Here is a 26,719-nt window from a genome sequence, read left to right as displayed (position 1 = left end):
CTCGGCCCTCCTCATCCCAGACCGGCTCTCAAACAATCGTGGATGTGCAATAGCCCCTGCGCCTGGCCGTGTTCCTCGGGGTCCACAACGAAAAGCGAGGTGATCTTGCGATCATTCATAATCGCGACCGCCTCTTCTGCCATTGCATTCGGCGAGATAGTCAATGGATTGCTCGTCATGACCTTTTCGACATCTTTTTCCAATAGACCATCCATGTTACGGCGCAAATCGCCGTCGGTGACAATGCCCAACAAACGATCTTCGCCATCCACTACGCCTACGACACCAAAACTCTTTTGGCTCATGACAATCAAAGCATCGCTCATAGGCGTTCCTGCAGAAACGATTGGCGTGTCCGCGTGCATCAAATCTCGCACTTTGCTCAGCTGCGCTCCTAACTTTCCACCAGGGTGAAAGTCGCGAAAATTCGCGGGCTGGAAATCGCGGTACTTCATCAAAGCGATGGCCAGCGCATCGCCCATGGCCAAAGTCAATGTAGTCGAAATCGAAGGCACCATGCCATATCCGCAAGCCTCACCCAAAGAAGGGATTAATAGCTGCACATCCGCCTGTTTCATTAGCGTGCTTTCCGGCTTGCTGGACAAGCCGATCAGTGGAATTCCGAAACGTCGCGTAAAAGTCAGCAGGTTCACCAGCTCGGGCGCTTCGCCGGAATTCGAAATGGCCAACACGACGTCGCCTTTCGACACCATCCCAAGATCACCATGGCTGGCTTCGGCGGGATGCACGAAATACGCAGGCGTGCCCGTACTCGCCAATGTGGCCGCAATCTTATGCCCTATATGTCCGGACTTGCCGATACCGCTTACGATGATGCGGCCAGTCGCGCTCAAGATCATCTGCACTGCCTCAGCGAAATTCTCGTCCAAACCATCCGCAAGAACATCCAGGGCGCGCGCCTCGTCTGTGACGACCTGCCGTGCAGTTATCAGAAAGGATTCCGTTTCCGTCATGAGTGCGCAAAAATATCAGTTTCGGGCCAACCTGCGAGGTCTAGCTTCGCACGCATCGGCAGAAATTCAAAACAGGCCTGGGCCATTTCCGATCGCTCTTCGCGAGCAAGCCGCACGTCCAACTCATCACGCAAACGGTGAAGGTACAAAACGTCCGAGGCGGCATAGTCCAGCTGAGCATCAGTCAGGGTTTCTGCACCCCAGTCGCTCATTTGCTGTTGTTTCGAGATATCGACACCAAGAAGCTCCTGACACAAGTTCTTCAAACCATGCCGATCAGTGTATGTGCGCACAAGCCGGCTGGCGATCTTGGTGCAATAAACTGGCGCTGCCAGAGAACCAAAAGTGTGGTACATGGCCGCAATGTCGAAGCGACCGAAGTGGAATAGCTTCAACACATCTGGATCTTCGAGCATTGCAGACAAGTTGGGCGCCGACGTCTGACCCTTTTCCACTTGAATAATATGGCTATCGCCATCTCCGCCCGACATCTGAATAACGCAAAGCCGATCGCGATGGGGATTCAAACCCATTGTTTCGCAATCAATGGCCACAACCGGGCCCAAATCCAAACCGTCAGGTAGGTCGTTTTTGTACAAGTGGTTCGCCACGGAGTTTTCCTTTGTGCCTTGTTGATCCCGAGATAGGGCGTTTGGCGGCTAAACTCAACGCCATCGGCGACACTGTTCCGAATGCAAACGTAAACCGTTGACCCTATCCTATAGGGGGGGATAGGGATATAAAATGCCTGATCATGTACACCAATCCCACCCTGAGATTACAGCGCGTCTGAAACGGGCGAACGGTCACCTGTCAAAGGTCATCGCGATGCTAGAAGGGCAAGAGCCCTGCGTGGATATCGCTCAACAGCTGTTTGCGGTAGAAAAAGCTATTACCAACGCAAAACGCATTTTGATTCACGACCATATCGACCACTGCCTGTCGACTGAATTCAATAACGGAAACTCAAATACAGAAGATTTCAAGACGATCACAAAGTACCTTTGATCCATGCTGAGTGTGTTTCGAAACCGTGTCTACCGGCATCTGTTCGGCGCCCAGATCGTGGCGCTTACAGGAACTGGACTGGCAACTGTGGCGCTGGGTCTACTGGCTTACGATCTGGCCGGTGATCAAGCCGGATTAGTGTTAGGCACTGCCCTAACAATCAAGATGGTTGCCTATGTAGTAATCGCACCATTGGCGGCTGCATTCGCTCAGCAGGCAGACCGACGCAAGATGCTCATTGCGCTGGATCTTTTGCGTGCTGCGGTCGCAATCGGTTTGCCATTTGTCACAGAAGTATGGCAGGTCTACGTCCTTATCTTTTTACTGCAATCAGCTTCGGCAGGTTTCACACCCGCATTTCAAGCTACGATTCCCGACGTTTTAACGGACGAGAGTGATTATACCAAAGCCCTGTCCTTGTCCCGGCTGGCAATGGACATGGAAAGCCTGCTTAGCCCAATGCTGGCCGCTATCCTGTTAATGGTTGTCAGTTTTGAAAGTTTGTTCTGGGGGACCAGCCTGGGATTTTTCGCATCTGCGCTTTTGGTTATTTCCGTTGTCCTGCCTTCACCCAAGCCTGTGGAACGGAGGGGAATCTATGACAGAACCACCCGAGGCATTTTGCTTTATCTGCGAACCCAGCGTTTGCGAGGTCTGCTAGCGTTGAACTGGAACGCGGCAGCACTCAGCTCGATGGTAATTGTCAATACCGTCGTCATAATCCGAGCTGATCTTGGCCTTGGTGACAGGGACGTAGCCATCGCACTCGCTGGATTTGGAGGAGGTTCGATGCTGGCCGCGTTCGCGCTTCCTTCCTTGCTGACTCGATTTATGGATCGAAGCGTTATGCTAACCGGTGCTCTGATAGGCACCATGGCGATGGCTGTCTCGGCTGTTCTGTCAGCAACAATTCCGCTGTCGCTTACGTTGCTAACGTTTTTATGGGCCTGTGTGGGGTTTGGATATTCAGCAACCCTGACACCGTCGGGGCGCCTTCTGACACGCTCCGCTATACCCGAGGATCGACCGGCCCTATTCGCCGCACAATTCACCTTGTCGCATGCGTGTTGGTTAGTTTTGTACCCGTTGGCTGGATGGCTGATGACGGCAAACGGTGCAACGTCTGCCCTGGCGTGGATGACCGTGGCTTCCGTTATGGGGCTGATCTTCGCCTTTTTGTTATGGCCATCGGAGTCGGGCGAAGCGGCAGCGCATTTACGCGCTGACGACCCTTGAGCCTGTGGGTTCTTCTGCACTACACCTAAGCTAACATGGATCAACTTGACCGCCGTATCATCGCCGCCCTGCAACACAATGCCCGGGATTCAACCACGCGCATTGCCGCTACACTCGGCGTCGCCCGGACAACGGTGCACGAACGTATTAACCGCATGCAGGAACGCGGTGTGATCGCAGGTTACTCGGTTATTCTTCGCGATTCGGACGACACTCCAAGAGTTCAGGTCATCGTCATGCTTGAAGTTCAGCAGAAAGAGACCTCGCGCATCATTAAAAGGCTCGAGGCTTATCCAGAGGTAAAACTTTGCTTGTCTATAAATGGTGAGTTTGATCTGCTGCTGTCTGCCGAGGCTCCAAGGATAGAAGATCTCGATATCCTCGTGGACGAACTGGCAAAAATCCCCGGGGTTCTGAGAACCAATACCAGCGTGGTATTTGGTCGCCGTATCGATCGAAACTGAAGCTACGATAACACAATGTAAATAGATCAGTTGCTAGCTTGGACGTGATTTCGGAATCGCGGAAAGGCAGAATGCCCAAGTTTTTACTCGCGCTGTTTATTTTTCTCGCGTCTATTCAAGTCGCGGACGCCATACCTGACCCCGTGGGACAGTGCGATCGAGCAGCACGACGCGCTTCGCGCCTTGAGGGCGTGCCATTGGATGTCCTGAAGGCGATTTCTCGAGTCGAAACCGGCCGCGCAAAAAACGGGCGGTTAGAACCTTGGCCATGGACCGTCAATGTGGAGGGACGAGGTTATTGGTTTGCAACGGAGCCTGCCACCGTTTTCCCGAGTTGGAAGCCAAATTGATATCACCGTTTCAGCGATTGGCGACAGCAAAAGCTTGTTGGGCGGTACATTGATCATGACTCCCTTGAACGCAGCGGATGGTCAGATTTACGCGGTGGCTCAAGGCACTGTACTCGCGGGCGGAGCGGTAGCCGAAGGCGAGGCGGCATCCGTCGTACGTGGCGTACCGACCTCGGGCGTGGTTCCGTCTGGCGCACGGGTAGAACGCGAAATTGACTTTGAACTTTCTGCCCTTACTCAAATGCGACTAGCTTTGCGGGAACCTGATTTCACCACGGCCGGGCGCATCGAAACAGCCATCAATGCGGAATTCAATCGCGCAATCGCGATCATGCGCGACTCCGGGACTGTCGAGATAGACATTGCAGCGACGCAATCGATCTCAACCGCGCATGCCATTGGGCGCATCGAGAACATATTGGTTCAGCCAGAAGCCAAGGCACGCGTTGTTGTGGATCAACGTTCAGGCACCATTGTCATGGGGCGCGATGTCAGAATTTCACGTGTTGCCGTTTCTCAGGGCAACCTGACTTTAACAGTCGAAGAGACGCCCGTCGCAGTTCAGCCCAACCCGTTTGCGCGTGGCGAAACCGTTGTTGTACCAAGAACCGTTGCCGAAATCGAGGAAGAAGAGGGTACTGGCCTTGCCGAGATTCCCGAAGCTGCCACACTTTCTGAGGTTGTTTCAGGACTAAACGCGCTGGGTGTCTCACCACGGGACATGATAGACATACTGAAAACAATAAAGGCTGCAGGTGCCTTACATGCCGAATTTGTCGTGAGGTAAGGCGCAACGCAGAAATGCAATTACCCTTATTCTCACCCACAAGTGATCACTTAGATTTCCATGAATCCAGCCACCTGCGGAAACGGCCTCGTTTTTCCTCAATCGCGTCTCCAGCGGCGTAAAAACCATCCTCAACGCTTTCCAGCATTGGGTCAATCCGTGCCTGCCGAAATCGGCGCCAGCGAACCCAAATCGCCCATATAAATGCGGCAAAAATGATTAGAAAGACAATGTTAAACCAGGGAATAACGCGTACATCGGGGCCTTCGACGTGTTTTATGAAAATCGCGTTGGGAAAGATCGACATAAACTCATTACGCCAGCCATAGTGGGTTACGACAACCCAATCCGGATTATCCTTTGTGGATTTAGCGTCATTAGCCTCTGTGTATAGGTTGGCAGTGTCGAACTTGAAATATGGTGGCCATCCCCATCCCGTGTCTTCGTTTCGATACACGATTGGCTTTCCATTCGCACGCACCGCTTGGATAAACTGAACGTCTCGATTGGAAAGGCTGGTCGATTGATCCTCGGGTTCTGACCAAAAAATTCGGGTCCAATCATTCAGGTCTTGACGCTCTTCATAAGTATTAACGATCCGAACGACATCGTGTTGTGGCAGGGAGTATTGCAGGATAACGGCGACCGTACCCCAAAAAACAATAATGATTGCCCACTTCACATAGGCCATGCAGTAACCCTCACATATAATTCACAATGTAGATTAAGGCGCCAATTGCTAACCACGGCACGATATAGACGCCAAGAATCAATTTTCGGCGGAACGAATTGTCATAGACATGCAATCCGCGCTCGATAAAGGCATCCTTGTTGCCGGTTTTGCCCTTTTCATCCCACCAAGTTTCAAGCTTGCGTCTGCGGACACCGCGCGAGTACAGCGACAGCGCAAAATATGCAATCGTCTGAATAACCAGCAGGATCAGAAACAAACGCATCGCTCCGAACATCTCAATCCTTTCTCAACGCGCCCCAGGGACCGACGCGGGCGATAACAGTGTCATCAACGCGATCTTCACCGCTCATGTCCGGCTCGTGCCCGAACAGTGCCGCTCGGGCTCCCGCTTTATCTACCTGATACTCACGTGCAAGGAAGTCGGCAACAAAGGCCTTTTTGCTCTCGGGCCATTTGGAATAGGTGCCATAGAACAACTCTTTGTGGCAGATGAACATCTGGCGCGGATCCAACGGCGCAAGCTCGGCCAGCAACATGTTAACCAGATCACGGTTTGGCGTGTTTGCGGCACGCAGGGTGTAGAAATATGCTGGATGATCCGACGTGATACGAGGCCACGGTCCGCCATCTTTCGCCCAGCGCAGCAGTTGGGCGAGGCCATGATACGCCTCGGGCAAACGATCGGCGTGATTGCGAGCCAGCCGCCGCATGTCGCCACGGTCCAAACCTGTTAAATCAACGCCAGCATTCGCTGCGGCGTTGACGGTCAGAAAGTCCATCTTTTGTTGCAGGATCGCAGATGAATCCACACCGCGCGCTTCGACGATTGTTTCAACCAGTTCATTGTAGCCTAGGAACTTGGCAATTTGGTTCCGTTGCGTGGGGTCAAAAATATACTTGATCGGCAGATCGTCGGGTTTTTCACCTATGCAGATCGCAGCAGGGTGATCCAGATCCGGGAACAGATAAAGCCCGCCGAAATGCGCCGTCCAGAAGTTACGCTGTTCAAACGCCGTGTGGCGCAGGCGGACCGGGTTGCGAGTCACATCGCCTGTTTCCTTGGCCGTTTCGATCATCTTGGCGATCAACACGTCGTCGAACCAAGCATCCTCTTCGGTTTTGAACCGTTCGACCATGCCCGCCAGTTGCTCGGCTTTGCGCAGTTTGCCACCGACGGTGTCAGCCTCAATCTCGATCTTGCGAATGTTCAGCAAATCGCGCGGGGTTGTCAGTTTTATGACCGAGTTCACCAACTCTCCGGCCACCGCATCGGTGGCGGTCAGAGCGAACAGCTGCGCCTCGTTCATTTCAATGAACTCACGCAGGACATCGCGTGAGGTTGAGAATTTGACGTTCAGCAGCGGCGCACGTTTCTGCTCGGTCGTCAGCAGGATGAACTGCCGGTTGACCCCGTTGGGGTTGAGGTAGAGCTCGTCCTTCAACTCAATCCCCACCTCCGGTGAAAAACCCGAGATATCAACATGGAAATCCGTCAGCGCCGTGGTCTTGCCCGCCAGATGCTGTAACGCGCGGTTATACCGCTCGACCAGAGCCGGGCTGGAGATGTGGACGAGGTTGCCGAACATCAGGCCTTTTTCGATGAGACGAATCATAACACTTTCCATCCCGCGAAACAGTAGCGAGTCACCCGACCCGAGGACGGATGTGGATCGTGCGCGCACTGGTGGGCAGGTATGTGGCGTCGCGACTGCGCTATGAGTATTGACTTATGGAATATGGAGTTCGTCATCTCGAAACTCTACGCCAAAAGCAGTATAGTAATACTATGGTCGCACCCAAAATGCCCCCAATTGTCAAAAAGCTAAAGAACACTTCGCTTGGCGGGTCAGTTACAGAACATGTGCGGATAACATGAAAGTTCTCAAGCGATAACCCATTCCAACCACAAATCGTTACGGTCATTGAAACCGCTGGGATGAAGGCAAATATCGCAACGACAATTACTAACAGTAAAATACTCACCCCTTCCCCTCCAGATACCGCCGCTTGGCCTCTTCCATCCGGCCCATCTCACGCACTGCGTTCTCGATGGCGACCTCGTCGCTTTTGTCGGCATAGCGGAATTCGCTGTCGGCGTAGCGGTTGATCTCTTGCATCACCATCTCGACCGTGATCGGCTGGCGCAGGTCCTCAATCATGGCTTTCTTGGCGTCGTAGTCGCGGAACAGGAATAGGTCGGGGTTTTCCATCCATTCGTCGGGCAGTTCGAAATCCATCGCCCGGACTTTGACCGCGTCGGTGATGTTCTTGATCGCGCGGCCGGTAAAGCGTTCATCCGCCTGTTGGATCGCCTTGAGGTAGGTGCCCAGTTTGGCGATCGTGTCCATCTGGCCAATCTGAGCCGAAACCCGGTCATAGACCTGCAGCAAAGCGTCCTCATGCGGGCGGGAATGGCTTTCGAAACTGGCAGCGACGGCCTTTTTGATTTCCTGCGCGGCATAGGCTTCGTGCTCGCCCAGCGGAATGTCGTGGTTGCGACCCATCAGCAGGTGTAGAATGTCGATGTAATCCTCTCGCGTTTGCGGCCCGTCCACCAGAAACCGCGCGCCTGCCCGCTGGCGCAGGGCGTCATCCACATTTTCAGGGTAGTTCGAGAACATGCCAAAGGTACAGTTGCCGCGCACAACGGTGTTGGCGCCTGCAAAGCTCTCCATCAGCACGGCTGTAATTTCCAATTGCCCGGCGCTGGACTGCCTATCGCCGCGTTTGCCTGCCAGCTGGTCGATGTCGTCGATGGTGCCAAAGCCGATGACCGATGGGTCGACGATCGTGTTAATGAAGGCCTTGGCGTTCTGACCGGATTTGCCCTGATAGCTGTCGATATTGTCTGTACTAAGGTTCTGATAGCGAAACGGATAGCCAGCGTTCTGACAGTACTCGTTGATCAGCCCTGCCATCATCTGGATCAGAGTGGTCTTCCCAGTGCCCGGTTTGCCGTCGCCCATGAAGGTAAAGATGAAACCGCCAAGCTCGGCAAACGGGTTCAGACGTCGGTCAAAGTCATAGGCCATCAGCATTTTGGACAGCTTCATCGCCTGATATTTGGCGATATGATTGCCTACCACCTCGTTCGGTTTTTTGAACGTCATGGTCAGGGTAGTGGACTTGGCTTTAGAAGACGGTTCAAACCCTCGGATCGTCAGATCATCGGCTTCGATGTGCCAAGCGGCATTCTGGAACGGGGCTAGATGACCTGCCGATTGCGCGCGCAACGCGGCCTTGTCCATAAGCTGCTCGGCGTAGGCGCTGGTTGCGGCGATCAGGTGCGCGTCGTCTGCGGCGTATTTCGCAAGTGTCTGGTCCAGCTCCCACAATGCGCCGTGCAAGGCAAGTTGACCATTGTCGGTCAGGATTTCTTCGATCTCGCCAATGTCGACCGTGGTTTCACCCAGATGCGAGGACATCAGGTATGCCAGAGCGTTACCAAATACATGGGACGTAATCAGAGCCTCCGCTGTTAAAAGCTCGGAAAACTCGGTCTTGCGGGCGGCAGGAAGATCCCCAGCCAGATTTGCGCGTTTCAGGTCTGCCAGCGGAGTTTGCTCTGCATATGCCTCTGCCACTGCCAGAGCTGTTGCGATGCTGCGCCGTATCGCCTGCTGTGTCGTCGCCTGAGGTGGTGAAACGAGCCCATCACCGTCATCCGACTCCTCGATCCGGTCGGCCAAATGCACCCCGTCCGCACGCACCGTGCGGCGCGTCACCAACCCCGGCGTTGTTGACCGGAACCTTCGCCCGCTGGAAACTCCCGGAGACCGCTCAGTCGTGACATCAACCGCTTTTGCAATACGCGGCGCGTGTTCGAACCCGTTTAGCAAGGCGGTTGCCGCCGGATAGTGTTTGCGAATATCGGCTTCGCGCAATTCCATCTGATCTGACGTCAAGCTCATTTTACAGTCGCCTCTGCTGCATTCAATATCTCAATACCTGCCCGGTTAAGCTGACAACGAATTTGCGTACATCGCCAAAACCCGGCGGGTTTAGCTCTGCCAATACCTGGAATGGGCGTTGGGGCAGTATGATCGATCTCTGGGTTCGGGTGGCCCCCGTTTCGGCGCCCTGTCCGCCAAAGGGGTCCAACGCGAAAACCTCGCGTTCGACTGACGAAAACCATCCTGCTCGTTCCTCGATAACCTCTTCGCTTTCCAGTTCTTCAGTGGTCCAGGCCAATGCCCAGTCTTGTCCCTCGGGTGCTTGCGCGTCTTCCAGGACTTGCCGCAAAGGGCCGGATTGCTCGGTATAGGCCGACGAATACATGGGCCCCACGTGAATTCGACGCAGATGTTTAGGGTGCAGGTTATCGAAGTCCTGATCGAAACCCTTTGCGATAGTCACTAACTTTAACCCGCCAAGCGATTGCGCCATCAAATGCGCCTGCACCTCGGGCCAGCGGCGTTGATCCTTGGGTAAGGCAATTTTGCCACTGTCTTCAAGAAGCATAAGATAGATTACTGGCAGATTGATCTGGCCGTCATATACAGCCCAATGGATCAAGAAACGCCTGCGGTCGCCCATCTGCTCGATCCAATGGCACTCGGGATCGTTTCGCGCCCAGAATAGCTGCCCTTTCAGTAATTCCTCGTAATAGAGCCTTTGGGACAGTGCGAATTGCAGTTTGGTAGGGATTTCCTGATCGCCGATGATTGCGCGCACCATGTCGGTTTTCAGATCATCTTCCGAGGGCATGTTTTCCAGATGGACTTTTGCCTGTTGCGCGTCGTTGGCCATGGTCAACAACTCGGCCGCCACCGGAAACCCACTGTCGCGTTTGTCCATGGCGAGGCTGCCAAAGAAACGGCCCGTATCGCGCCCGACCAGCAGGTACTTCATGCTGAGCGCGCGGAAGGTGTAGAGCAGCCCCGAAAGGTAACGCGACACGATCCGCACCTCTTGCTTGCTGATCGCGCCCTCAGCCTCCATCGTCGCGGCCACGCGCAGGAGGTGGACGGTGATCACCTCGAATTTGCGGAAATAGCGGCGCGAGGCGAAGGTGTCGGTCAGGCCGACATGGTCTTGGGTGGGGTTAGTCATTGGCAGATTTATTACACCCGTTTGTGCGGCATTGATGAAGCCGCCAAGGCAAAAGAAAAACTTCCGAGACTAGATACAATCCGAAAATGATCAGCCCGAAGATTATGCTCCCAGGCCCAATGTAAACGGCTAGGAAACCTAACAGTTTATATACTCCACCTTCCGCATTCATTCTGTCGAAAAAAAGAGTGAGGCCATATATCGGGATCGGCCAAATCACGAGAAAGAGGCCAATCCCAAGCAACTTACGGTCTTTTCGGTTGAACCACCTCATCCGCCATACAAATTCTTATCATGCTTCTCGACAATCGAGGCAAAGCGCCGAGCGAACCGTTCATCTGCCTTGGCCTTTTTCTCCAGCACGTCGCGGGCAAAGACCATGTGGTCCTCATGCGCTTCCAACATGTCAGCCATCTTCTGGTTGGTTGCGGTGCCGATGGCGGCCATGGCGGTTTGCGCTTCTTGGTCGGTCTGCACGCCGATCTCGTTGATGCGGTGGGCCACGTCCTGTTGCTGTGCCGTTTTTAAAGATTTGCTAAGCGCGTCGTAGAGCACCACACGCTGCTGGGTATCTGTCTGCAGTTTGTTGATCAGAACCATCTGCGTTGCCGCCTGGTTCTGTAGCGAATCAACCCAGGTCTTGCCTTTTTCGATATACCGTTCGAGCGTCTGAGATTTGGCCAGTTTGACCTGTTCTTCCTGAACCTTGGCGTTGTATTGTGTGTTCAACTCGGCCAATTCGGTTTCCAATTGGGTGCGCGCGGCGGCGTCCTGTTCGACGCTGATCTTGTTTTCCAGCGTGATAATCGTCGGATCCATGCCCTGAATCTCAGCGCGCAGCGCTTCTAGCTCTGCCACCGTTGCTTCCCGGTCGTCCAGAGTGCCAGTCAGATTTCCCTCGACCTTCACACGTTGCTCTTCCAAAACGGCCAACTGCCCTTCCAGCAGCTTTACAATCACGTCTGATTTGGCGATCAGGTCTTGCAACTTGTCGTCGATGTTGGCAGTGCGCATACGCTCTTGTCGCATCGAGTCAGATTTTCCCTTCGAGAAAACTCCGACAAAAGACTCCCATCCTGTCTTCGAGCGCATTTCGTCGAAATCCTTCGAGAAAGCATTGGTGACGTCATCCAAACCCATAATCAGCTCGGCGATATTGGCATTCATCACCTCTGTGTGGGCATGAACATCTTCCAGCGTAGCATTTTCGATGTCGATGTCTGCCTCGGCAGTACCAATCTTGGCGCGCGCAGCTTCGATACGTGAGGTCAATCCTTCAATCTGCGATTGGCTTTCGCGTACCTTCTGCTGTGTTTCCTGAATCAACGCTTCGAATTGATCGTTCGACATCTGTTCTATCCCTATTTTTTCTTATTCATCCAATAAGATAGGCAATGTTACACGTTTTTACATCCCCTTGGATGCTAAATTCCCGCAAAGATTGGCAAATTCCGGAAAGAAAAGATAGATGGGACAACTCTAGCGCGAGATTTTTGCCCGCGTTCGGTTCGGTGATTAGACCCGCTTGCCAATCTTGTCATCAAACTGATTCAAAACCGTCACAAGCCCGCAATAAACCCCGTTCATCCCACTTGCGTCCAAGTGAGAGAGGATCCCACCTATGCTATTGCGCTTTGTCTGCCTGACATCTGCCCTGGCCCTGACCACAGGTCAGGCCTGGGCCGAGATGAACTTCAATCGAATTGCATCCTTCCCTGTGGTCAAGAACATGGCCGAAGGTGCCGACACTGACCGCGAAACGTCACCTGAGATCATAGCGGCAACCGCTGATGGTATGACGCTGGTTTATACTGACAGCCCGCTTGGTGTGATCGGTATGGTAGACATCACCGACCCGGCCAACCCAGCCCCTTTAGGCAGCATGGAAGTTGGCGGCGAGCCCACGTCAGTTGGCATCATTGGCGGTACAGGCTTTGTGGGTGTGAACACCTCGGAAAGCTACGTGGCGCCGTCTGGTAAGCTGATCTCGGTCGATATCGCCGAAAAAACTGAAACCGGTGCATGTGACCTGGGCGGTCAACCCGACAGCGTCGCAATTGCTCCCGATGGGAGTTTTGTGGCCATTGCGATCGAAAATGAGCGCGACGAGGACCTGAACGATGGCGTGATTCCACAGTTGCCTGCCGGCAACCTGGCTCTGGTCCCGGTAATTGACGGTGCGCTGGATTGTGCCGGAATGAAAATTGCAGATTTGACAGGTCTTGCCGAGGTCGCACCGAGCGACCCCGAGCCCGAGTTCGTCGACATCAATAATCTTGGTGAAACCGTCGTCACCTTGCAGGAAAACAACCACATCGCGGTTGTCGGCAAGAACGGCAACGTGGTCAGCCATTTCTCGGCAGGCAGCGTGGACCTTGAAGGCATTGACGCGACCGATGAGCGCGGCGCGCTGATCTTCACTGAAAGCCAGCCGGGTCGCCTGCGTGAGCCTGACGCGGTCAAATGGATCGACGACGATCACTTCGCAACCGCCAATGAAGGTGACTACGAAGGTGGTTCTCGCGGTTGGACCATTTTCAACAAGGACGGCACCGTTGTTTACGAAAACGGCACCGAATTCGAAAAGGCCATCATCCAGATCGGTCATTATCCGGACAAGCGCTCGGACAGTAAGGGTGTTGAACCTGAAAGCGTGACCGCTGCGACCTTTGGCGGCATGCCAATGATCTTCGTTGGGGCCGAGCGCGCTTCGGTCGTCGGAGTATATGATGCAACCGACCCGGCCAATCCGGTTCTGAAGCAATTGTTGCCTTCGGGAGTGGGTCCGGAAGGCTATGTCGCAATCCCCGAACGCAACCTGCTGATTTCGGCCAACGAAAAAGATCTTATCGAAGATGGTGGCCCACGCGCGCATGTCTCGATCTTTGAATATCAAGACGCCCCCGCATCTTATCCGCATCTGACGTCAGAAGGTACGGACGAGTTGATCGGATGGGGTGCTCTATCCGGTCTGGTCGCCGATGAGGACGGCATGATCTATGCGGTCAATGACAGCTTTTATGGCTTCCAACCGTCGATCTTCAAGATTGACCCGAGCCAGACACCGGCCCGTATCGTCGATGTGATCCGCATCCATCGTCAGGACGGCAACCCGGCTCAGAAACTAGACCTTGAAGGCATCACTCTGGACGGAGAGGGTGGCTTTTACGTGGCATCCGAAGGCCGCACCGACCGAGTTATCCCGCACGCGATCTATCACGTGTCATCAAAAGGCGAAATCAAAGACCGAAAGGGTGAAATAGGCTTGCCGCCCGAACTGATGGCTGTTGAAAAGCGCTTTGGTTTCGAAGGCATCACCAAGGTAGGTGACACCCTATGGATGGCCGTTCAGCGAGAGTGGAAAGACGATCCTGAAAACCATGTGAAACTTGTGGCCTATAATCTGGACAGCAAGGAATGGGGCGCTGTGCACTATCCTAAGGCCGAACCAGAAAAGGGCTGGGTCGGCCTTTCCGAAATCGTTGCACACGGTGACCATGTTTACGTAATTGAACGCGACAACCAGCATGACCATCGGGCAGTTACCAAGAAAGTCTATCGTATCCCGCTTGCTGATATGACCCCTGCCCCACTGGGTGGTGAGCTGCCCGTAGTCAGCAAACAAGAAGTCCGCGACCTGTTGCCGGATCTGACTTCGACCGGAGGGTACGTTTTGGACAAGATCGAAGGTCTGGCCATACTACCCTCGGGCGAGGCGTTCGTTATGACCGATAATGACGGTGTCGACGATGCATCGGGCGAAACGATGTTCTGGTCAATCGGGGCCGTGACGGCTGGAAACTGAATATCCCAAACCCATGACAAGGCCCCGCGTTCATTTACGCGGGGCTTTTTGCACCGCTACTTAACGCAAAAAACATTTGGAAAAACACGCCACCTTCTGTGTAGTTGCTTCATGAGAAAGCAGGAGGGCTGATGGCTGAACCGCATCGTCGAACCAAAAAAAGAGGCGGTCGCGAAACGCGATTAGCGAAACGTGCGGCTAAGCCAGAGGTTAACCCATGCCCACCCGGTCAGACCGGAGGTATGTATCAGCCTCTGTCGCACAAAGACATAACGGCAATTTACGAAACTGCGCTGAAACTCCTTGAACATCTTGGCATGGGCGAAGTCCCCGAGCGCTTGGCTGCAGATCTGAAAAACGTCGGAGCGAAGGATCGGGGCGACGGACGCATCTTGCTACCCTCTGCGCTTGTCGAGGAGTCCATCGGCAACGCGGCAAAGACATTTACGCTGCATGGAAAAGATAGGACGCGATCGATAGAGGTGGGAGGAGAACGCGTTTACTTTGGAACTGGCGGCGCCGCAGTTCAAACTTTGGATTTGAACACGGGACTGTACCGCCCTTCAACCCTTACAGATCTTCATGACTTTACACGCCTGCAGGATACGCTTGCCAATGTGGCGTGGTTCACCAGATGCTGCATCGCGACCGATGTACCAGACACTTACGATTTAGACGTCAACACGATCTATGCCCTCTTGAAGAACACGACCAAACCTATCGGGACCGCTTTTACGCATGCCACTCATGTCGCTCCTATCATGGGGATGCTGGACATTTCCGCTGGTGGACTTTCAACATTTGAAGAAAAGCCTTTTATGAAGGCGCATATAAGCCCAGTGATTTCTCCAATGCGGTTCGGGGCGGACGCGGTAGATGTGGTATATGAGTGTATTGCCCACAATATCCCCGTATCCTGCATCACCGCAGCGCAAGCTGGGGCAACTGCGCCTGCGACATTGGCTGGATTTCTCGCACAGTCGCTGGCAGAGACGCTGGCAAGTTTAGTTATGGTCAATGTAATACGACCCGGCTTTCCAATGATATTTTCCAATTGGCCTTTTGTAATCGACCTGCGAACCGGTGCATTTTCTGGCGGGAGTGGCGAAACGGCACTCCTCAATGCTGCATCGGCACAACTGTCAAACTGGCTTGGTTTACCTTCCGGAGTCGCAAGCTCGATGACCGACGCCAAGGCGATTGACGCGCAATATGGCAGCGAAAAAGGCGTGACTGCACTGGCTGCGGCATTGGCCGGAGGGAACCTGATATATGAAAGTTCAGGTATGACGGCCTCGTTGCTTGGAGCCAGCTTCGAAGCTTTCATCCTTGACGATGAAATGCATTCCGGAATTTATCGTGCTCTTCGAGGTGTCGAGGTCACAGAGAACAATCTGGGATTCGACGCAATTGTCGAGGCGGTACTTGGCGATGGTCACTTTCTTGGAGGCCCTCAAACCCTCGCCGCGATGGAGCGGGATTATTTTTATCCTTCAATTGCGGATCGAAGCGAACCCCGGGTCTGGGCTGATAGCGGAGCACCAGACACATGGGCCGCTGCTAATAATCGTGCGCGTGAAATTCTAAAAGAGTATCACCCAAACTATCTTGACGCACAGCAAGAGGATGCGATCCGCGCACGGTTCAACATAATACATTGAGTTAAATTAGGCTCCGCGCCTGCAGTTTCGACGAACATGTCTTTAACAACACAGCCCCGCGCCTGGAGGAACGCGGGGCGTATTGTGCGATAGTTCTTATAGGCTGGACTATCGCAAGGTGGTCTATGGCCTTAGTTAACGGCTTTGGCGTCGACCACGTCCTTTTCGATTGCATTTGCCGAGGAAATCTCGATCCGACGCGGCTTAAGCGCCTCTGGAACTTCGCGCTTAAGGTCGATGTTCAGCATTCCGTTCTCATGGCTTGCTCCGGTGACGCGCACATGATCGGCCAATGCAAAGCGTCTCTGGAACCCGCGGGTCGCAATACCACGGTGTAGATAGCTGCGCTCTTTGTCGTCAGCGGCTTTTTTGCCAGCCACGATCAAGGCATTTTCCTTTACCTCGACTGACAAGTCGCTTTCGGCGAAGCCTGCGACAGCAATCGAAATCCGATATGTGTCGGCGTCTGTTTTTTCAATGTTGTAAGGCGGGTAGCTGGGTTGTGCCACGTCATTGGTCAATACCCGATCCATCATATCCGCGATCTGGTCAAACCCAACAGTCGCACGGTGAAGCGGTGCAAAATCAAAACTACGCATGTGTCGTTATCCTCATCTTTGAGCGATTTACGATTTCTTGCCCTCCTATCGGACGAGCAAAGGTGAATTACGGATCCCTTTCAGGCGATCCGATACAGTTCACATGGGTAGGCAATTGGCGCAGTTCAAGACCCATCAGAGCTGATGAATTTCGCGCCAGACGTGGACCTGTTCGATCCTGGTTGTATTCTTCGGATCGTAACCGCCGGACGTGGGGCGTCTCTGTGCAAGATTGCCTTCAGTTCGGGCACAATTTCGGACAATTCCATCCCGTAGCCAACTTTCCTACGCCCGTCAGACCCGACTGCGGACACGACTGAAAGAATTTGCCAACGCGGACCGCTTTTAGCAAGGATGGCCGACCCGGACGATCCAAGAGTAACATCGCAGTTAAAACTGATTATTCCCTGCCCACGTTGCAGGATGCGGCAGGAACGTTGGCGCGTAATAGCCTCTGTCCGACCGCGCCCATAAGACGCGACACTTATCTCAGTTCCCGACAGCCGCCCACTGTGCAGGGCAAAAGGATTGGCGATTGAATAAGGTATCGGCTCTTCCAACCGCATCAGTGCAACATCACGGCGGACGCGACGAGCGGAAACCGGGTTATTAGCGACAAAGTCGGAGGGGGCAGCGATCTGAACAACCTTGCGATCAGCAAGCGATCTGCCATCGCTTAGCCCTGCGCGAAATGTTAACACACCGGGCGCATACGGCTCGCCTGTAGATTTGTCCAAGGCGCAATGTGCTGCAGTGAGCACCAAATCTTGCGCTATCAATGTTCCCGTGCAGAACCCCTGTTCACCAATGTCTAATCTCCCGACTGCCTCCCAACCGTAAAGGTCATCGCGATCCGTCAAACGACGTTGGTTGCCAGTCTGTGCTTGAACAATTGACGCCGTAACTACCAGGCAAATTGCTGTTTTTAATAGAAGCCGTTTCACGGTTTCAAGAATCTCGCGCCTACGTTTTTCCCTGTACTTCCGGCACCGGATGCGGATGTATGCCCGCGACCTTCAGTTAATTCGACCTGCAATATTTCCAGTGACTCTTCCAACGCCGCGCCCAATGCCACACGGCTTCCTTCCAACTCGGCCTTGGCCGAGACCACGGAAACGATCCGGGGTTGATCCCCCTCAAATGAAAAGATTGGCGCGCCCGAAGCTCCAAAATCGACGTTGCAGGACATAACCAAAACGCCTGACTGTCGCGCCACAACGGAACACACTTCTTGCAAGGACGGTGCTTCTGCACGGTCATGAGCGTAAGACACGACACCTACATCTTCGCCGCGGGACGGTCTGCTGCCAGTTTCGAATGGTATCACCGAGGTGTTCCGGATTGGCTGCCAAAGCTCGATCAAAGCGATGTCATGACGGACTCGATCAGCCGTGGCGTCAGAGTCGTATTGATAGCGGGGGTGAATGACAATCTGTCGCGCGGCGCGATAGGCAGAAGCATAGCCAAGCCGCCATCCCGCCAGAAATTCGATCCGCGCTGGATCTATGCGTTTACGCGTGGATTTGTCGTACAGGCAATGGGCTGCAGTTAGTACCAGAGTAGGAGATATCAACGCCCCCGTGCAAAACCCTGTTCCATCGATGTCCAGTCGACCGACGGCCATCCATTGCCGTCCGGCGTCCGTAGTTTTCAGGCTTTTGAGCCCGGAATCCTGTGCAGCTGTCGCTGCAGGCAGAATGCCCATTACTAAGACAACTATCCAATTTCGCACGCTTTACTCCGGTCTTGTGTCCGACCAAAGGTCATACGCGCCGCGTAAGGCGAAAATAGGGCAATCACTGCACCCAGAGTTTCGGCTGAATACTGATGCGAGAATAACGCATGTTAATTTAGCGCAACATTGGTACGGATGCTGCGGCTGCGGAACCCGCGTGCAATTTTCGCGGAATGGGACCACCAGTCGCCCAATCCAATAGTTCAATCGTATGAACGACAGGCACTTCTGTCCCTGATCCGATCTGCATCATGCATCCGATATTTCCAGCGGCGATGACGTCTGGCTTCGTAGCCTCCAGCGTGCGGACTTTGCGGTCCTTCAATTTTGCGGAAATCACGGGTTGCATCAGGTTGTAAGTTCCTGCTGACCCGCAACAAAGATGGCTGTCAGCAGGCTCTAACACAGTGAATCCTGCTGTTTGCAGCAACTCTTTTGGAAACGACTTGATCTTTTGTCCGTGCTGTAGGGAGCACGCTGCATGATAAGCCACCGAAATAGGTTTGGCGTCACACTCCGGCAGGTCAAGTTGAGTCAGCACCTCACTCACGTCCATCGCAATTCTTGATACGCGCTCAGCGTCTTGAGCTAGCGCGTCGTTGCGGAACATGTGGGTGTAATCCTTAACCGTAGTCCCGCAGCCAGACGTATTGATGACAATAGCGTCCAAACCCTTGTCATCCATTTCGCGCACCCAGGCACGAATATTGGCTGCCGCCGAAGCATGGCTTTCTTTTGACTTACCCATGTGATGGGTCAGAGCACCACAGCATCCCGCACCTTCAGCGATCACGACTTCGCAACCCAACCGGGTCAACAATCGGATCGTGGCGTCGTTTATATCTGTGTTCAATGCTTTCTGTGCGCATCCGGTCATCAAGGCGACACGTTTTTTACGGTCCCCCGTTGGTTGAAAACTTTGCGGGTCGTCATTGCGGCTGACTGGTGGAATGTGCTTGGGGGCCATATCCAGCATCGCGCGCAGCCGGGCATCAGGCATTAGAAACCTAAATGGTCGCCCCAGTTTGGCGCCGATCAGCGCCCAACGAAACCGCATTGGGTATGGCAAAATTCGCGACAGAACCCATCGCAAAGCACGATCCGTTATGGGACGCTTGTACTTTTTTTCAATGTACTCACGCGCATGATCGACCAGATGCATATAATGCACGCCGGATGGACAGGTCGTCATGCAAGCAAGGCAAGATAGACACCGATCGATATGCTTGACGGTCTTTTCGTCTGGCACACGCTCATTTTCCAGCATGTCCTTTATCAGGTAGATGCGCCCGCGAGGGCTGTCCAGCTCGTCCCCCAAAACTTGATATGTTGGACAGGTCGCAGTGCAAAATCCACAATGCACACAATTGCGCAGTATTTCATTGGACCGCTGAATGGCCGGATCCTGCAACTGTTTTTCGGTGAAATGCGTCTGCATCGCGTTATCCCATCATCCCCGGATTGAATATACCCCGCGGATCGAATTTCTTCCTAATTCCTTTAGTTAGAGCCGAAATTGCAGCATTTTCCGACTGAAAACGACCAAGGGAGTCGAACGTATCTAAATTAGCGCGCACCAGTGTTGCGTGACCCTGAAATCGATCCAGGCGAGCACGTATATCTGCTCCGCTTGGGACCAACGCCCAGATCAAACCGCCGCCCCAATCAAGCAGAGTTTTTCTCGCCGCCAGTTTTGCCACTATCTGCGGCGCGTCGCTGGGTTTAACTGATATGCGCCACACGTCGCCTTCCATTCCCCCGAACGTGTTTGCATCCCGAATTTCAGTCCAAAGCGCTTCTGAATTGCTGTTATCCGAGATATCGCCGAATTCGGCCAGCTCCACGCGTAGTTTTTCGCTCCGATAATCTACCGATTCACTAAAACCTTCAATTCTCAGGTATACTTGCCCCTGCTCCGGATCGTAGGCGGCACCACTTACTTCGAACGGAGAGCGCAAGGCCTTTGACATTGCCTGAATCGCCAAGTCCAAGTCGTTAGTTTGAATTGAAAGAGTAGCTGTTGTTTCAGGTTTTGGCAGAACTTTTAGCGATACTTCAGACAATACACCCAATGTCCCCCACGATCCTGCCATCAGTTTCACCAGATCATACCCGGTGACATTTTTCATCACTCTTCCGCCGTTTTTTATAACCATTCCTTGTCCATCGACGAAACGGACACCAAGCAGAAAGTCCCGGCACGCTCCAGATTGTATTCTACGTGGTCCAGACACATTCGCTGCGACAACGCCGCCAATGGTCGGCTCCCCGGTTGTGCTCAATAATTCGCGATAATCTGCCGGTTCGAACGCAAGGTGCTGACCCTCTGCTGCGAGTTGTTTTTCGATCTGCGCGACCGGGGTTCCGGCCTGTGCTACCAAAGTCAGTGCACCGGGTTCGTAAAGTGTGATGCCGGACAGCCCTGTGGTACTCAATTCTGCATCGGGTTCAAGGATGCCACCTGTACCACCACCCACAATACGAACCGGTTCTTTGAGCCTGGACACGATTTCCGCCAGTTCGGCTTCAGTTTCAGGTTTCATAGCAAATCTTCTTTGTTAGAGCCTGTTATTCTGCCGCAATCTGTGCTTCGCGGCGGGACTCGGAGACGCTCAAAGGGAACACTTTTGCCGGGTTGAGCAACCAACTTGGGTCAAACACGTCCTTGACCTGCATTTGGGCTTCCAGATCTTGCGGTGAATATTGATGGGTCATCAAGTCGCGTTTCTCGATGCCGACTCCGTGCTCACCGGTCAGGCACCCTCCTGCATCAACACATAGCTTCAGTATTTCCGCACCGAATGCCTCGCATTTCTCTAGATCACCGGGTTTGTTGGCATCAAAAAGGATCAACGGGTGCATATTGCCGTCGCCAGCATGAAACACGTTGCCGACGTCCAATCCATATTCCTCGCTCAGTTCCCCAATGCGGCGCAGCACATAAGGAAGGGAAGACACCGGAATTGTCCCATCCAGGCACATGTAATCATTGATCTGCCCCATAGCCCCAAAGGCAGACTTGCGACCGAGCCAAATCCGAGCACTTTCGTCCTCGGATTGGCTTTGGCGCAGCTCCACCGGGTCATGGCGCTTTGCGATTTCCATGATCTTGGAAAGCTGGCTGTCTATCTCGGCCTCTGACCCTTCGACTTCGACAATCAACAGTGACTCGCATTCAGGATAACCAGCCTTTGCGAAGTTCTCACAAGCCTCAATGCAAAGGCGATCCATGAATTCGATCGCGACGGGCAGGATTCCGGACTTAATAATATCCGAAACGCACTGCCCAGCGACCTCGTTGTCGCTAAAGCCCATCAACACAGGTCGGGCGCCTTCGGGTTTGCGCAGTATCCTTAGTGTCGCCTCGGTTACCACACCCAACTGCCCTTCCGAACCGCAAATCAAACCCAACAGGTCCAATCCGCCTGCATCCAGAAATGCGCCCCCGAATTCGACAACACTACCGTCCATCATAACCATGGTTACGCCCAACAGATTATTGGTCGTGACACCGTATTTCAGGCAATGCGCCCCGCCGGAGTTCATCGCAATATTTCCTGCTATAGCGCACGCCAATTGCGATGAGGGATCGGGCGCGTAGAAAAAGTCTTCTGCTTCAACTGCACCCGTTACGCTCAGATTTGTTCGCCCAGTCTGAACCCGGATAAATCGGTTGTCATAGTCGGTTTCAAGAACCTCGTTCATCCGAGCGACCCCAAGGATAACGCAATCAGCCGTCGGCAATGCCCCACCAGCCAAAGAGGTCCCTGCTCCGCGAGGTACAACTGGTACTCCTTCTTGATGGCAAATGCGCAATACATCCGAAACTTCCTGAGTGTTCGACGGCAGTACTGCCAGCATTGGTGGGCACTTGTAGGCCGTTAAGGCATCGCATTCATAAGCGCGGGTTTCAGCCTCGTCGTGAATAATGGCGTCGGACGGTAAAACCTGTCGCAATCGCGCAAGAACCGTGTTCTTTCGCATCAGGATTTCAGGGTTTGGTTGAGGCATTTCCATGGCGATCCCTCCATTTGGTAAAATAATATTACCAATTTGAGTGACTGGCAAGTTACGATTTCCGGACGTACTGTCGCGGGTATGACTTGGATAGACAGGGCAATTTTGTTTTCCCCTTTGGACTATGCCGCCATTCTGTTTTTGCTGGGCGCTTGGTTGTGGATAGGCTGGAGGATCGAGCATCCTGCAGCGCATAAGCCATCCGTTTCGATGATGATGGATGATTTCCGTCGGAAGTGGATGCGGGAAATGGTAACGCGGCAACCCAGAATGTTTGACGCGCAAGTCGTCGGAACGATGCGGCAGGGCAGCACATTTTTCGCATCGACCACCATGATCGCCATCGGCGGCGGAGTTGCTTTGATGGGTAATACCGAACGCCTGGCAGGCGTCGCCAAAGATTTGGCAATCGGTAGTGCGCCGGCAGTGGTATGGGAAGTCAAGATATTGATCGTAATCCTTTTTTTGGCGAACGCATTTCTGAAATATGTGTGGGCACATCGTTTGTTTGGATACTGCGCCGTTCTGATGGCAGCCGTGCCGAACGATCCTGACGATCCCGAGGCCTACCCACGCGCGGCGCAGGCGGCCGAGATCTGCGTCACCGCCGCAAGAAGTTTCAATCGAGGTCTTCGTGTGACTTATTTTGCCCTAGGTGCATTAGCGTGGATACTTGGGCCGGTTGCGTTGATCGTCAGTTCTCTCATTACACTGGGCGTGTTGTATCGGCGTGAGTTCGTGTCGCATTCCCGGACTGTGTTAATGACCCGGCCCCCAAACACAGAGACGTGATTTCAACAGGCCCCGACAGGCCCTAAGGTTCGATCATGCGATATCTGATTCTCAGCCTTCTAATGACCGGTTCAGCTTTGGCCGATCCACCAACAATCGAGAACGTCTCGGCCGATCGCGACGGCGACACCTGGAGTTTCGACGTCGCGATCAGGCATCCTGACACAGGCTGGGACCATTATGCCGATGGCTGGCGAATACTTGACATGCAAGGAAATGAGCTTGGTATTCGCGTGTTGCATCACCCGCATGAGAATGAACAGCCGTTCACCCGTTCGCTCGGCGGTGTCGTCATTCCGGATGGCGTTTCGCAGGTGCAAGTACAGGCACGATGCAATGTTGATGGTTGGGGCGATGAAACCGTATTGGTGGCACTGAATTAAACTCAGAATACCCCCATGCTTAAGCCGGCTGCTAACGCTGCCCCGATTTCGCGGCATTGCTCCAATTCATGCTCTGGAATTACCTTTTCGGCCTGTATGTCCTCGGGCGTTTGGGCATGGGTGCACAGGATCAAGGTTGGTTGGACTTGTTTCAGCCTCCAGCCTGTCGCAATCCTAGCCATTTGGCGGGCCGCGTTTTCACCATCCGAACCCGCGCAAATCATCTGGGCATAAGGCCGCCCCTCGATTCGACCCAAAACAGGGTAATAACAGCGGTCAAAGAATTCTTTCATCAAACCTGAAATCGCCGCCAGATTCTCAGGCGCACAAAAGATATAACCATCGGATTGCAACAGATCGTCTGGCCCTGCTTGATCCGCTGATTTCAAAATGGTCTCGGTCTCTGCACGCGCGGCTTCTGCGGCAGCTTCAGCCATTTGACGGCTGCCACCCGTGCGAGAATGGAAAACGATCAGCAGCTTCGCCATTTCAGATCCGGTGGTAAGGACCACCCGACAATATGTTGGCGGCCCTGTATAGTTGTTCGGATAACATCACACGGACCAACATATGTGGCCAGACCATCGACCCGAAAGATATCGAAAAATCCGCTTCATCCCGCAGATTAGAGTCTATTCCGTCAGCTCCGCCTATGATCAGCGCCAAATCCTGTCGACCAGCATCGCGCCAAGCACCTAGCTTCTTTGCAAATTCGGGTGATGATATCGTTTTGCCCCGTTCATCCAGCGTGCATAAAACCGCGTCCCTGGGAAGCGCCTTACGCAACAGTGCGGCTTCTGCGCCCACACCGGCATTCTTTTTGTCCTCAACTTCGACCACTCGCACCGGGCCCAAACCCAATGCGCGACCGGTTCGTTCAAAACGGGTCAGGTAGTCGTCAAGCAGTGCCTTTTCCGGTCCGGCACGCAAACGACCGACCGCAATAATGCTAATGCGCATCTTTCTCTCGCCGCCAGCCTCTTAATACAGGCCGGGATGGCGCCTCAGTTAGCCGAGGCGCTGCCGCTCTGGGGCAGCCACATCTTTTCCAGCTGATAGAATTCTCGTACCTCCGGGCGAAAGATATGGACAATCACATCGCCAGTATCGATCAGTACCCAATCGCCGGTATCTTTGCCTTCAACTTTGGATGTAAAACCGAATTCCTGCTTGATGCGATCCGTCAACTTTCCCGCAATAGCCGAAACCTGTCGGGTCGACCGCCCTGACGCGACCACCATGTGATCGGCCACAGATGACTTGCCTTGCAGGTTTATCTGCACGACGTCTTCGGCTTTGTCATCGGAAAGTGAGGATAGAATACGTTCAAGCAGCTTGTCGCTGATTGACTGAGAGTGGGCCATTACGCTGGCCCCTTCATCGGCGGGCAAACCCGCCTGAGTATGTAGAGACAGGACATTGTCCTCCTTTGCTACGCGCCTGCAAGCCCCGGCGCTGGGGTAGGTATAAGGTAACAAGCACCTTGTGACATTTCAATGAAGGCCCCTGAAAACTCGCAGAATTGTGCCTCAATAGCATCTTCAAGTGTGTGCTAAGACCTTGATAGACTCAGACAGTATCTATATCTGACCGATTATGAGACCTCATAAGGCCCCCAATATCGACCTGCAAGACCGTGCGCGTCTGCGTGAACGGTTCTTTGGGGCTGCCCGCACAGTTCTGGCCCGCCTATAGTCGCGCAGCCACTCGCCAGCTATTTCTCATTCAATACGGGAGAGGACCAATGTCCCCCAAAACACTCTATGATAAGATCTGGGACGCTCACGTCGCGCACGAGGCCGATGATGGCACCAGCCTTCTTTATATCGACCGCCACCTGGTGCACGAAGTCACCAGCCCACAAGCATTCGAGGGCCTGCGCATGGCCGGGCGAAAGGTACGCGCACCGGAAAAGACCATCGCCGTGCCGGACCACAATGTGCCAACCACGCCGGATCGAGCGAACGGGATCGAAAACCCAGAGTCCCGCATACAAGTCGAAGCGCTTGACAAAAACGCCAAGGATTTCGGCATTCATTACTATCCGGTACATGACGTCCGTCAGGGCATTGTCCACATAGTCGGCCCCGAGCAAGGATGGACTCTGCCGGGCATGACCGTTGTTTGCGGTGATAGCCATACCGCAACCCACGGTGCGTTCGGCGCACTGGCCCACGGCATCGGAACGTCTGAGGTAGAACATGTTCTGGCCACGCAGACTCTGATCCAGAAGAAGTCCAAGAACATGAAGGTAGAAATCACCGGCAAATTGCAGCCGGGCGTGACCGCCAAAGACATAACTCTGGCCGTGATTGGCGAGACTGGCACCGCTGGCGGCACAGGCTATGTCATCGAATACTGCGGCGAAGCAATCCGCGATCTGTCTATGGAAGGCCGAATGACTGTCTGCAACATGGCGATCGAAGGCGGTGCACGGGCCGGTCTGATTGCCCCGGATGAAACAACCTTTGAATACGTAAAAGGCCGCCCACATGCTCCTAAGGGCGCGCAGTGGGAAGCTGCGATGGACTGGTGGAAGACGCTTTATACAGACGAAGGCGCGCATTTCGACAAGGTTGTTATGCTTCGCGGCGAAGACATCGCGCCCGTCGTCACATGGGGAACCAGCCCAGAGGATGTATTGCCGATCACCGCAACTGTACCGCACCCGGAGGACTTTGAAGGCGGTAAGGTTGATGCCGCCCGTCGTTCAATTGAATACATGGGTCTGGAAGCCGGTCAGAAACTGTGCGACGTGGAAATCGACACCGTCTTCATCGGGTCTTGTACCAATGGCAGGATCGAAGACCTTCGCGCCGCTGCTGAGATCCTTAAGGGCAAGAAGATCAAAGACGGGATGCGTGCAATGGTCGTACCGGGTTCGGGTCTTGTTCGCGCTCAGGCCGAAGAAGAAGGTCTGGCAGAAATTTTCAAAGAGGCCGGTTTCGAATGGCGTCTCGCCGGATGTTCAATGTGTCTGGCCATGAACCCGGACCAGTTGCAACCGGGCGAACGTTGCGCGGCAACCTCGAACCGCAACTTTGAGGGACGTCAAGGTCGTGGCGGACGCACACACTTGCTGAGCCCTGCGATGGCTGCCGCCGCAGCAATCACAGGACGGCTGACAGACGTTCGCGAATTGATGTAAGCTACCCTCATATC

The 26,719-nt window shown here is 53.8% G+C and carries 27 protein-coding genes; 10 read left to right on the top strand and 17 right to left on the bottom strand.

Translation table 11 applies throughout. The features are described from left to right. Nucleotides 1-11: 11 nt before the first annotated feature. Nucleotides 12-974, bottom strand: a complete 963-nt coding sequence (locus GOV45_RS03675) for a KpsF/GutQ family sugar-phosphate isomerase (RefSeq protein ID WP_170474355.1) — start codon at nucleotides 972-974, stop codon at nucleotides 12-14. After that, nucleotides 971-1,585 (bottom strand): ribonuclease D, encoded by a 615-nt coding sequence (locus GOV45_RS03670; RefSeq protein WP_170474352.1) that lies wholly within the window; start codon nucleotides 1,583-1,585, stop codon nucleotides 971-973. The genes GOV45_RS03675 and GOV45_RS03670 overlap by 4 nt, the downstream gene beginning before the upstream one ends. Nucleotides 1,586-1,718: 133 nt before the next feature. On the opposite strand from GOV45_RS03670, the gene GOV45_RS03665 reads away from it, so the two are divergent. The 4 genes from GOV45_RS03665 (at nucleotide 1,719) to GOV45_RS03650 (ending at nucleotide 4,819) form a co-directional block, all read left to right on the top strand. Next, the gene (locus tag GOV45_RS03665) at nucleotides 1,719-1,982 is read left to right on the top strand and encodes a metal-sensing transcriptional repressor (RefSeq protein WP_170474349.1); all 264 of its coding nucleotides are present in this window, start codon (nucleotides 1,719-1,721) and stop codon (nucleotides 1,980-1,982) included. A 3-nt stretch (nucleotides 1,983-1,985) separates the two neighbouring features. After that, entirely contained in the window at nucleotides 1,986-3,218 is a 1,233-nt protein-coding gene (locus GOV45_RS03660) for an MFS transporter (RefSeq protein WP_170474347.1), read from the top strand. A 35-nt stretch (nucleotides 3,219-3,253) separates the two neighbouring features. Beyond that, nucleotides 3,254-3,682: an Lrp/AsnC family transcriptional regulator gene (locus tag GOV45_RS03655; RefSeq protein ID WP_170474344.1), complete on the top strand. Its 429-nt coding sequence runs from the start codon at nucleotides 3,254-3,256 to the stop codon at nucleotides 3,680-3,682. Between the two features lie 279 nt (nucleotides 3,683-3,961). Then, on the top strand, nucleotides 3,962-4,819 hold the full coding sequence (locus tag GOV45_RS03650; RefSeq protein ID WP_254447889.1) for a flagellar basal body P-ring protein FlgI: 858 nt from the start codon (nucleotides 3,962-3,964) through the stop codon (nucleotides 4,817-4,819). Between the two features lie 46 nt (nucleotides 4,820-4,865). Here the strand turns inward: GOV45_RS03650 and GOV45_RS03645 are convergent, their stop codons facing one another. The 6 genes from GOV45_RS03645 to GOV45_RS03620 all read right to left on the bottom strand — a co-directional run bounded on the left by GOV45_RS03645 (nucleotide 4,866) and on the right by GOV45_RS03620 (nucleotide 11,915). Further along, nucleotides 4,866-5,510, bottom strand: coding sequence for a DUF1523 family protein (locus GOV45_RS03645; RefSeq protein ID WP_170474341.1), 645 nt, complete (start codon nucleotides 5,508-5,510; stop codon nucleotides 4,866-4,868). Nucleotides 5,511-5,520: 10 nt separating this feature from the next. Further along, on the bottom strand, nucleotides 5,521-5,787 hold the full coding sequence (locus GOV45_RS03640; RefSeq protein ID WP_170474338.1) for a hypothetical protein: 267 nt from the start codon (nucleotides 5,785-5,787) through the stop codon (nucleotides 5,521-5,523). 1 nt (nucleotide 5,788) lies between these two features. After that, on the bottom strand, nucleotides 5,789-7,126 hold the full coding sequence (locus tag GOV45_RS03635; RefSeq protein ID WP_170474335.1) for a DUF6638 family protein: 1,338 nt from the start codon (nucleotides 7,124-7,126) through the stop codon (nucleotides 5,789-5,791). Between the two features lie 366 nt (nucleotides 7,127-7,492). Continuing rightward, on the bottom strand, nucleotides 7,493-9,424 hold the full coding sequence (locus tag GOV45_RS03630; protein WP_170474332.1) for an AAA family ATPase: 1,932 nt from the start codon (nucleotides 9,422-9,424) through the stop codon (nucleotides 7,493-7,495). 22 nt (nucleotides 9,425-9,446) lie between these two features. Then, nucleotides 9,447-10,565, bottom strand: coding sequence for a hypothetical protein (locus GOV45_RS03625; RefSeq protein WP_170474330.1), 1,119 nt, complete (start codon nucleotides 10,563-10,565; stop codon nucleotides 9,447-9,449). 270 nt (nucleotides 10,566-10,835) lie between these two features. Next, a complete protein-coding gene (locus GOV45_RS03620) occupies nucleotides 10,836-11,915 on the bottom strand; it encodes a hypothetical protein (protein WP_170474327.1) in 1,080 nt (359 codons plus the stop codon). A 271-nt stretch (nucleotides 11,916-12,186) separates the two neighbouring features. Between GOV45_RS03620 and GOV45_RS03615 the strand changes: the two genes are divergently transcribed. Next, nucleotides 12,187-14,370, top strand: coding sequence for an esterase-like activity of phytase family protein (locus GOV45_RS03615; RefSeq protein WP_170474324.1), 2,184 nt, complete (start codon nucleotides 12,187-12,189; stop codon nucleotides 14,368-14,370). 131 nt (nucleotides 14,371-14,501) lie between these two features. Beyond that, nucleotides 14,502-16,031 (top strand): trimethylamine methyltransferase family protein, encoded by a 1,530-nt coding sequence (locus tag GOV45_RS03610; RefSeq protein ID WP_170474321.1) that lies wholly within the window; start codon nucleotides 14,502-14,504, stop codon nucleotides 16,029-16,031. Between the two features lie 131 nt (nucleotides 16,032-16,162). On the opposite strand, the gene GOV45_RS03605 is transcribed toward GOV45_RS03610, so the two are convergent. The 6 genes from GOV45_RS03605 to GOV45_RS03580 all read right to left on the bottom strand — a co-directional run bounded on the left by GOV45_RS03605 (nucleotide 16,163) and on the right by GOV45_RS03580 (nucleotide 22,382). After that, the gene (locus GOV45_RS03605; protein ID WP_170474319.1) at nucleotides 16,163-16,630 is read right to left on the bottom strand and encodes an Hsp20 family protein; all 468 of its coding nucleotides are present in this window, start codon (nucleotides 16,628-16,630) and stop codon (nucleotides 16,163-16,165) included. 125 nt (nucleotides 16,631-16,755) lie between these two features. Beyond that, nucleotides 16,756-17,490: a trypsin-like serine peptidase gene (locus GOV45_RS03600; RefSeq protein ID WP_254447888.1), complete on the bottom strand. Its 735-nt coding sequence runs from the start codon at nucleotides 17,488-17,490 to the stop codon at nucleotides 16,756-16,758. An 80-nt stretch (nucleotides 17,491-17,570) separates the two neighbouring features. Then, a complete protein-coding gene (locus tag GOV45_RS03595; protein ID WP_367648648.1) occupies nucleotides 17,571-18,362 on the bottom strand; it encodes a trypsin-like serine peptidase in 792 nt (263 codons plus the stop codon). 118 nt (nucleotides 18,363-18,480) lie between these two features. Next, the gene (glcF, locus tag GOV45_RS03590; RefSeq protein ID WP_170474313.1) at nucleotides 18,481-19,803 is read right to left on the bottom strand and encodes a glycolate oxidase subunit GlcF; all 1,323 of its coding nucleotides are present in this window, start codon (nucleotides 19,801-19,803) and stop codon (nucleotides 18,481-18,483) included. Between the two features lie 4 nt (nucleotides 19,804-19,807). After that, nucleotides 19,808-20,908 (bottom strand): glycolate oxidase subunit GlcE, encoded by a 1,101-nt coding sequence (gene glcE, locus GOV45_RS03585; RefSeq protein WP_170474310.1) that lies wholly within the window; start codon nucleotides 20,906-20,908, stop codon nucleotides 19,808-19,810. A gap of 25 nt (nucleotides 20,909-20,933) precedes the next feature. Then, nucleotides 20,934-22,382 (bottom strand): FAD-linked oxidase C-terminal domain-containing protein, encoded by a 1,449-nt coding sequence (locus GOV45_RS03580; RefSeq protein WP_170474305.1) that lies wholly within the window; start codon nucleotides 22,380-22,382, stop codon nucleotides 20,934-20,936. 81 nt (nucleotides 22,383-22,463) lie between these two features. On the opposite strand from GOV45_RS03580, the gene GOV45_RS03575 reads away from it, so the two are divergent. Both GOV45_RS03575 and GOV45_RS03570 read left to right on the top strand, forming a co-directional pair. Beyond that, complete coding sequence (locus tag GOV45_RS03575; RefSeq protein ID WP_170474302.1) at nucleotides 22,464-23,174, top strand: DUF599 domain-containing protein; 711 nt, start codon at nucleotides 22,464-22,466, stop codon at nucleotides 23,172-23,174. A 35-nt stretch (nucleotides 23,175-23,209) separates the two neighbouring features. Beyond that, complete coding sequence (locus GOV45_RS03570; RefSeq protein WP_170474299.1) at nucleotides 23,210-23,557, top strand: hypothetical protein; 348 nt, start codon at nucleotides 23,210-23,212, stop codon at nucleotides 23,555-23,557. A 2-nt stretch (nucleotides 23,558-23,559) separates the two neighbouring features. On the opposite strand, the gene GOV45_RS03565 is transcribed toward GOV45_RS03570, so the two are convergent. The 3 genes from GOV45_RS03565 to rsfS are packed head-to-tail and all read right to left on the bottom strand — an operon-like array spanning nucleotide 23,560 to nucleotide 24,921. Next, nucleotides 23,560-24,045: a flavodoxin family protein gene (locus GOV45_RS03565; RefSeq protein ID WP_170474296.1), complete on the bottom strand. Its 486-nt coding sequence runs from the start codon at nucleotides 24,043-24,045 to the stop codon at nucleotides 23,560-23,562. Between the two features lies 1 nt (nucleotide 24,046). Further along, entirely contained in the window at nucleotides 24,047-24,517 is a 471-nt protein-coding gene (gene rlmH, locus GOV45_RS03560; RefSeq protein ID WP_170474293.1) for a 23S rRNA (pseudouridine(1915)-N(3))-methyltransferase RlmH, read from the bottom strand. A gap of 44 nt (nucleotides 24,518-24,561) precedes the next feature. Next, nucleotides 24,562-24,921, bottom strand: coding sequence for a ribosome silencing factor (gene rsfS / locus GOV45_RS03555; protein ID WP_170474290.1), 360 nt, complete (start codon nucleotides 24,919-24,921; stop codon nucleotides 24,562-24,564). A 232-nt stretch (nucleotides 24,922-25,153) separates the two neighbouring features. Between rsfS and GOV45_RS03550 the strand changes: the two genes are divergently transcribed. Together GOV45_RS03550 and leuC are read left to right on the top strand one after the other, a co-directional pair. Next, nucleotides 25,154-25,252 (top strand): isopropylmalate isomerase, encoded by a 99-nt coding sequence (locus tag GOV45_RS03550; RefSeq protein ID WP_170474287.1) that lies wholly within the window; start codon nucleotides 25,154-25,156, stop codon nucleotides 25,250-25,252. Nucleotides 25,253-25,301: 49 nt separating this feature from the next. Next, on the top strand, nucleotides 25,302-26,705 hold the full coding sequence (gene leuC, locus GOV45_RS03545; protein ID WP_170474284.1) for a 3-isopropylmalate dehydratase large subunit: 1,404 nt from the start codon (nucleotides 25,302-25,304) through the stop codon (nucleotides 26,703-26,705). Nucleotides 26,706-26,719: the final 14 nt, after the last annotated feature.

This window comes from Ruegeria arenilitoris, assembly GCF_013035425.1.
GTDB classification, from domain to species: domain Bacteria; phylum Pseudomonadota; class Alphaproteobacteria; order Rhodobacterales; family Rhodobacteraceae; genus Ruegeria; species Ruegeria arenilitoris_A.
The sequence above is the reverse complement of the archived record's forward strand: the minus strand, read 5'-3'. Positions and strand labels throughout refer to the sequence as shown.

Bases quoted from the DNA above. Each gene is read 5' to 3' on its own strand.
- GOV45_RS03650 (WP_254447889.1), top strand. From the start codon at position 3,962: ATGTGGAGGGACGAGGTTATTGGTTTGCAACGGAGCCTGCCACCGTTT.
- GOV45_RS03550 (WP_170474287.1), top strand. From the start codon at position 25,154: ATGAGACCTCATAAGGCCCCCAATATCGACCTGCAAGACCGTGCGCGT.
- GOV45_RS03580 (WP_170474305.1), bottom strand. From the start codon at position 22,382: ATGGAAATGCCTCAACCAAACCCTGAAATCCTGATGCGAAAGAACACG.
- GOV45_RS03665 (WP_170474349.1), top strand. From the start codon at position 1,719: ATGCCTGATCATGTACACCAATCCCACCCTGAGATTACAGCGCGTCTG.
- GOV45_RS03615 (WP_170474324.1), top strand. From the start codon at position 12,187: ATGCTATTGCGCTTTGTCTGCCTGACATCTGCCCTGGCCCTGACCACA.
- GOV45_RS03625 (WP_170474330.1), bottom strand. From the start codon at position 10,565: ATGACTAACCCCACCCAAGACCATGTCGGCCTGACCGACACCTTCGCC.
- rsfS (WP_170474290.1), bottom strand. From the start codon at position 24,921: ATGGCCCACTCTCAGTCAATCAGCGACAAGCTGCTTGAACGTATTCTA.
- leuC (WP_170474284.1), top strand. From the start codon at position 25,302: ATGTCCCCCAAAACACTCTATGATAAGATCTGGGACGCTCACGTCGCG.
- GOV45_RS03630 (WP_170474332.1), bottom strand. From the start codon at position 9,424: ATGAGCTTGACGTCAGATCAGATGGAATTGCGCGAAGCCGATATTCGC.
- GOV45_RS03640 (WP_170474338.1), bottom strand. From the start codon at position 5,787: ATGTTCGGAGCGATGCGTTTGTTTCTGATCCTGCTGGTTATTCAGACG.
- GOV45_RS03605 (WP_170474319.1), bottom strand. From the start codon at position 16,630: ATGCGTAGTTTTGATTTTGCACCGCTTCACCGTGCGACTGTTGGGTTT.
- GOV45_RS03565 (WP_170474296.1), bottom strand. From the start codon at position 24,045: ATGGCGAAGCTGCTGATCGTTTTCCATTCTCGCACGGGTGGCAGCCGT.
- GOV45_RS03655 (WP_170474344.1), top strand. From the start codon at position 3,254: ATGGATCAACTTGACCGCCGTATCATCGCCGCCCTGCAACACAATGCC.
- glcE (WP_170474310.1), bottom strand. From the start codon at position 20,908: ATGAAACCTGAAACTGAAGCCGAACTGGCGGAAATCGTGTCCAGGCTC.
- GOV45_RS03570 (WP_170474299.1), top strand. From the start codon at position 23,210: ATGCGATATCTGATTCTCAGCCTTCTAATGACCGGTTCAGCTTTGGCC.
- glcF (WP_170474313.1), bottom strand. From the start codon at position 19,803: ATGCAGACGCATTTCACCGAAAAACAGTTGCAGGATCCGGCCATTCAG.
- GOV45_RS03575 (WP_170474302.1), top strand. From the start codon at position 22,464: ATGACTTGGATAGACAGGGCAATTTTGTTTTCCCCTTTGGACTATGCC.
- GOV45_RS03610 (WP_170474321.1), top strand. From the start codon at position 14,502: ATGGCTGAACCGCATCGTCGAACCAAAAAAAGAGGCGGTCGCGAAACG.
- GOV45_RS03620 (WP_170474327.1), bottom strand. From the start codon at position 11,915: ATGTCGAACGATCAATTCGAAGCGTTGATTCAGGAAACACAGCAGAAG.
- GOV45_RS03660 (WP_170474347.1), top strand. From the start codon at position 1,986: ATGCTGAGTGTGTTTCGAAACCGTGTCTACCGGCATCTGTTCGGCGCC.
- GOV45_RS03635 (WP_170474335.1), bottom strand. From the start codon at position 7,126: ATGATTCGTCTCATCGAAAAAGGCCTGATGTTCGGCAACCTCGTCCAC.
- rlmH (WP_170474293.1), bottom strand. From the start codon at position 24,517: ATGCGCATTAGCATTATTGCGGTCGGTCGTTTGCGTGCCGGACCGGAA.
- GOV45_RS03675 (WP_170474355.1), bottom strand. From the start codon at position 974: ATGACGGAAACGGAATCCTTTCTGATAACTGCACGGCAGGTCGTCACA.
- GOV45_RS03645 (WP_170474341.1), bottom strand. From the start codon at position 5,510: ATGGCCTATGTGAAGTGGGCAATCATTATTGTTTTTTGGGGTACGGTC.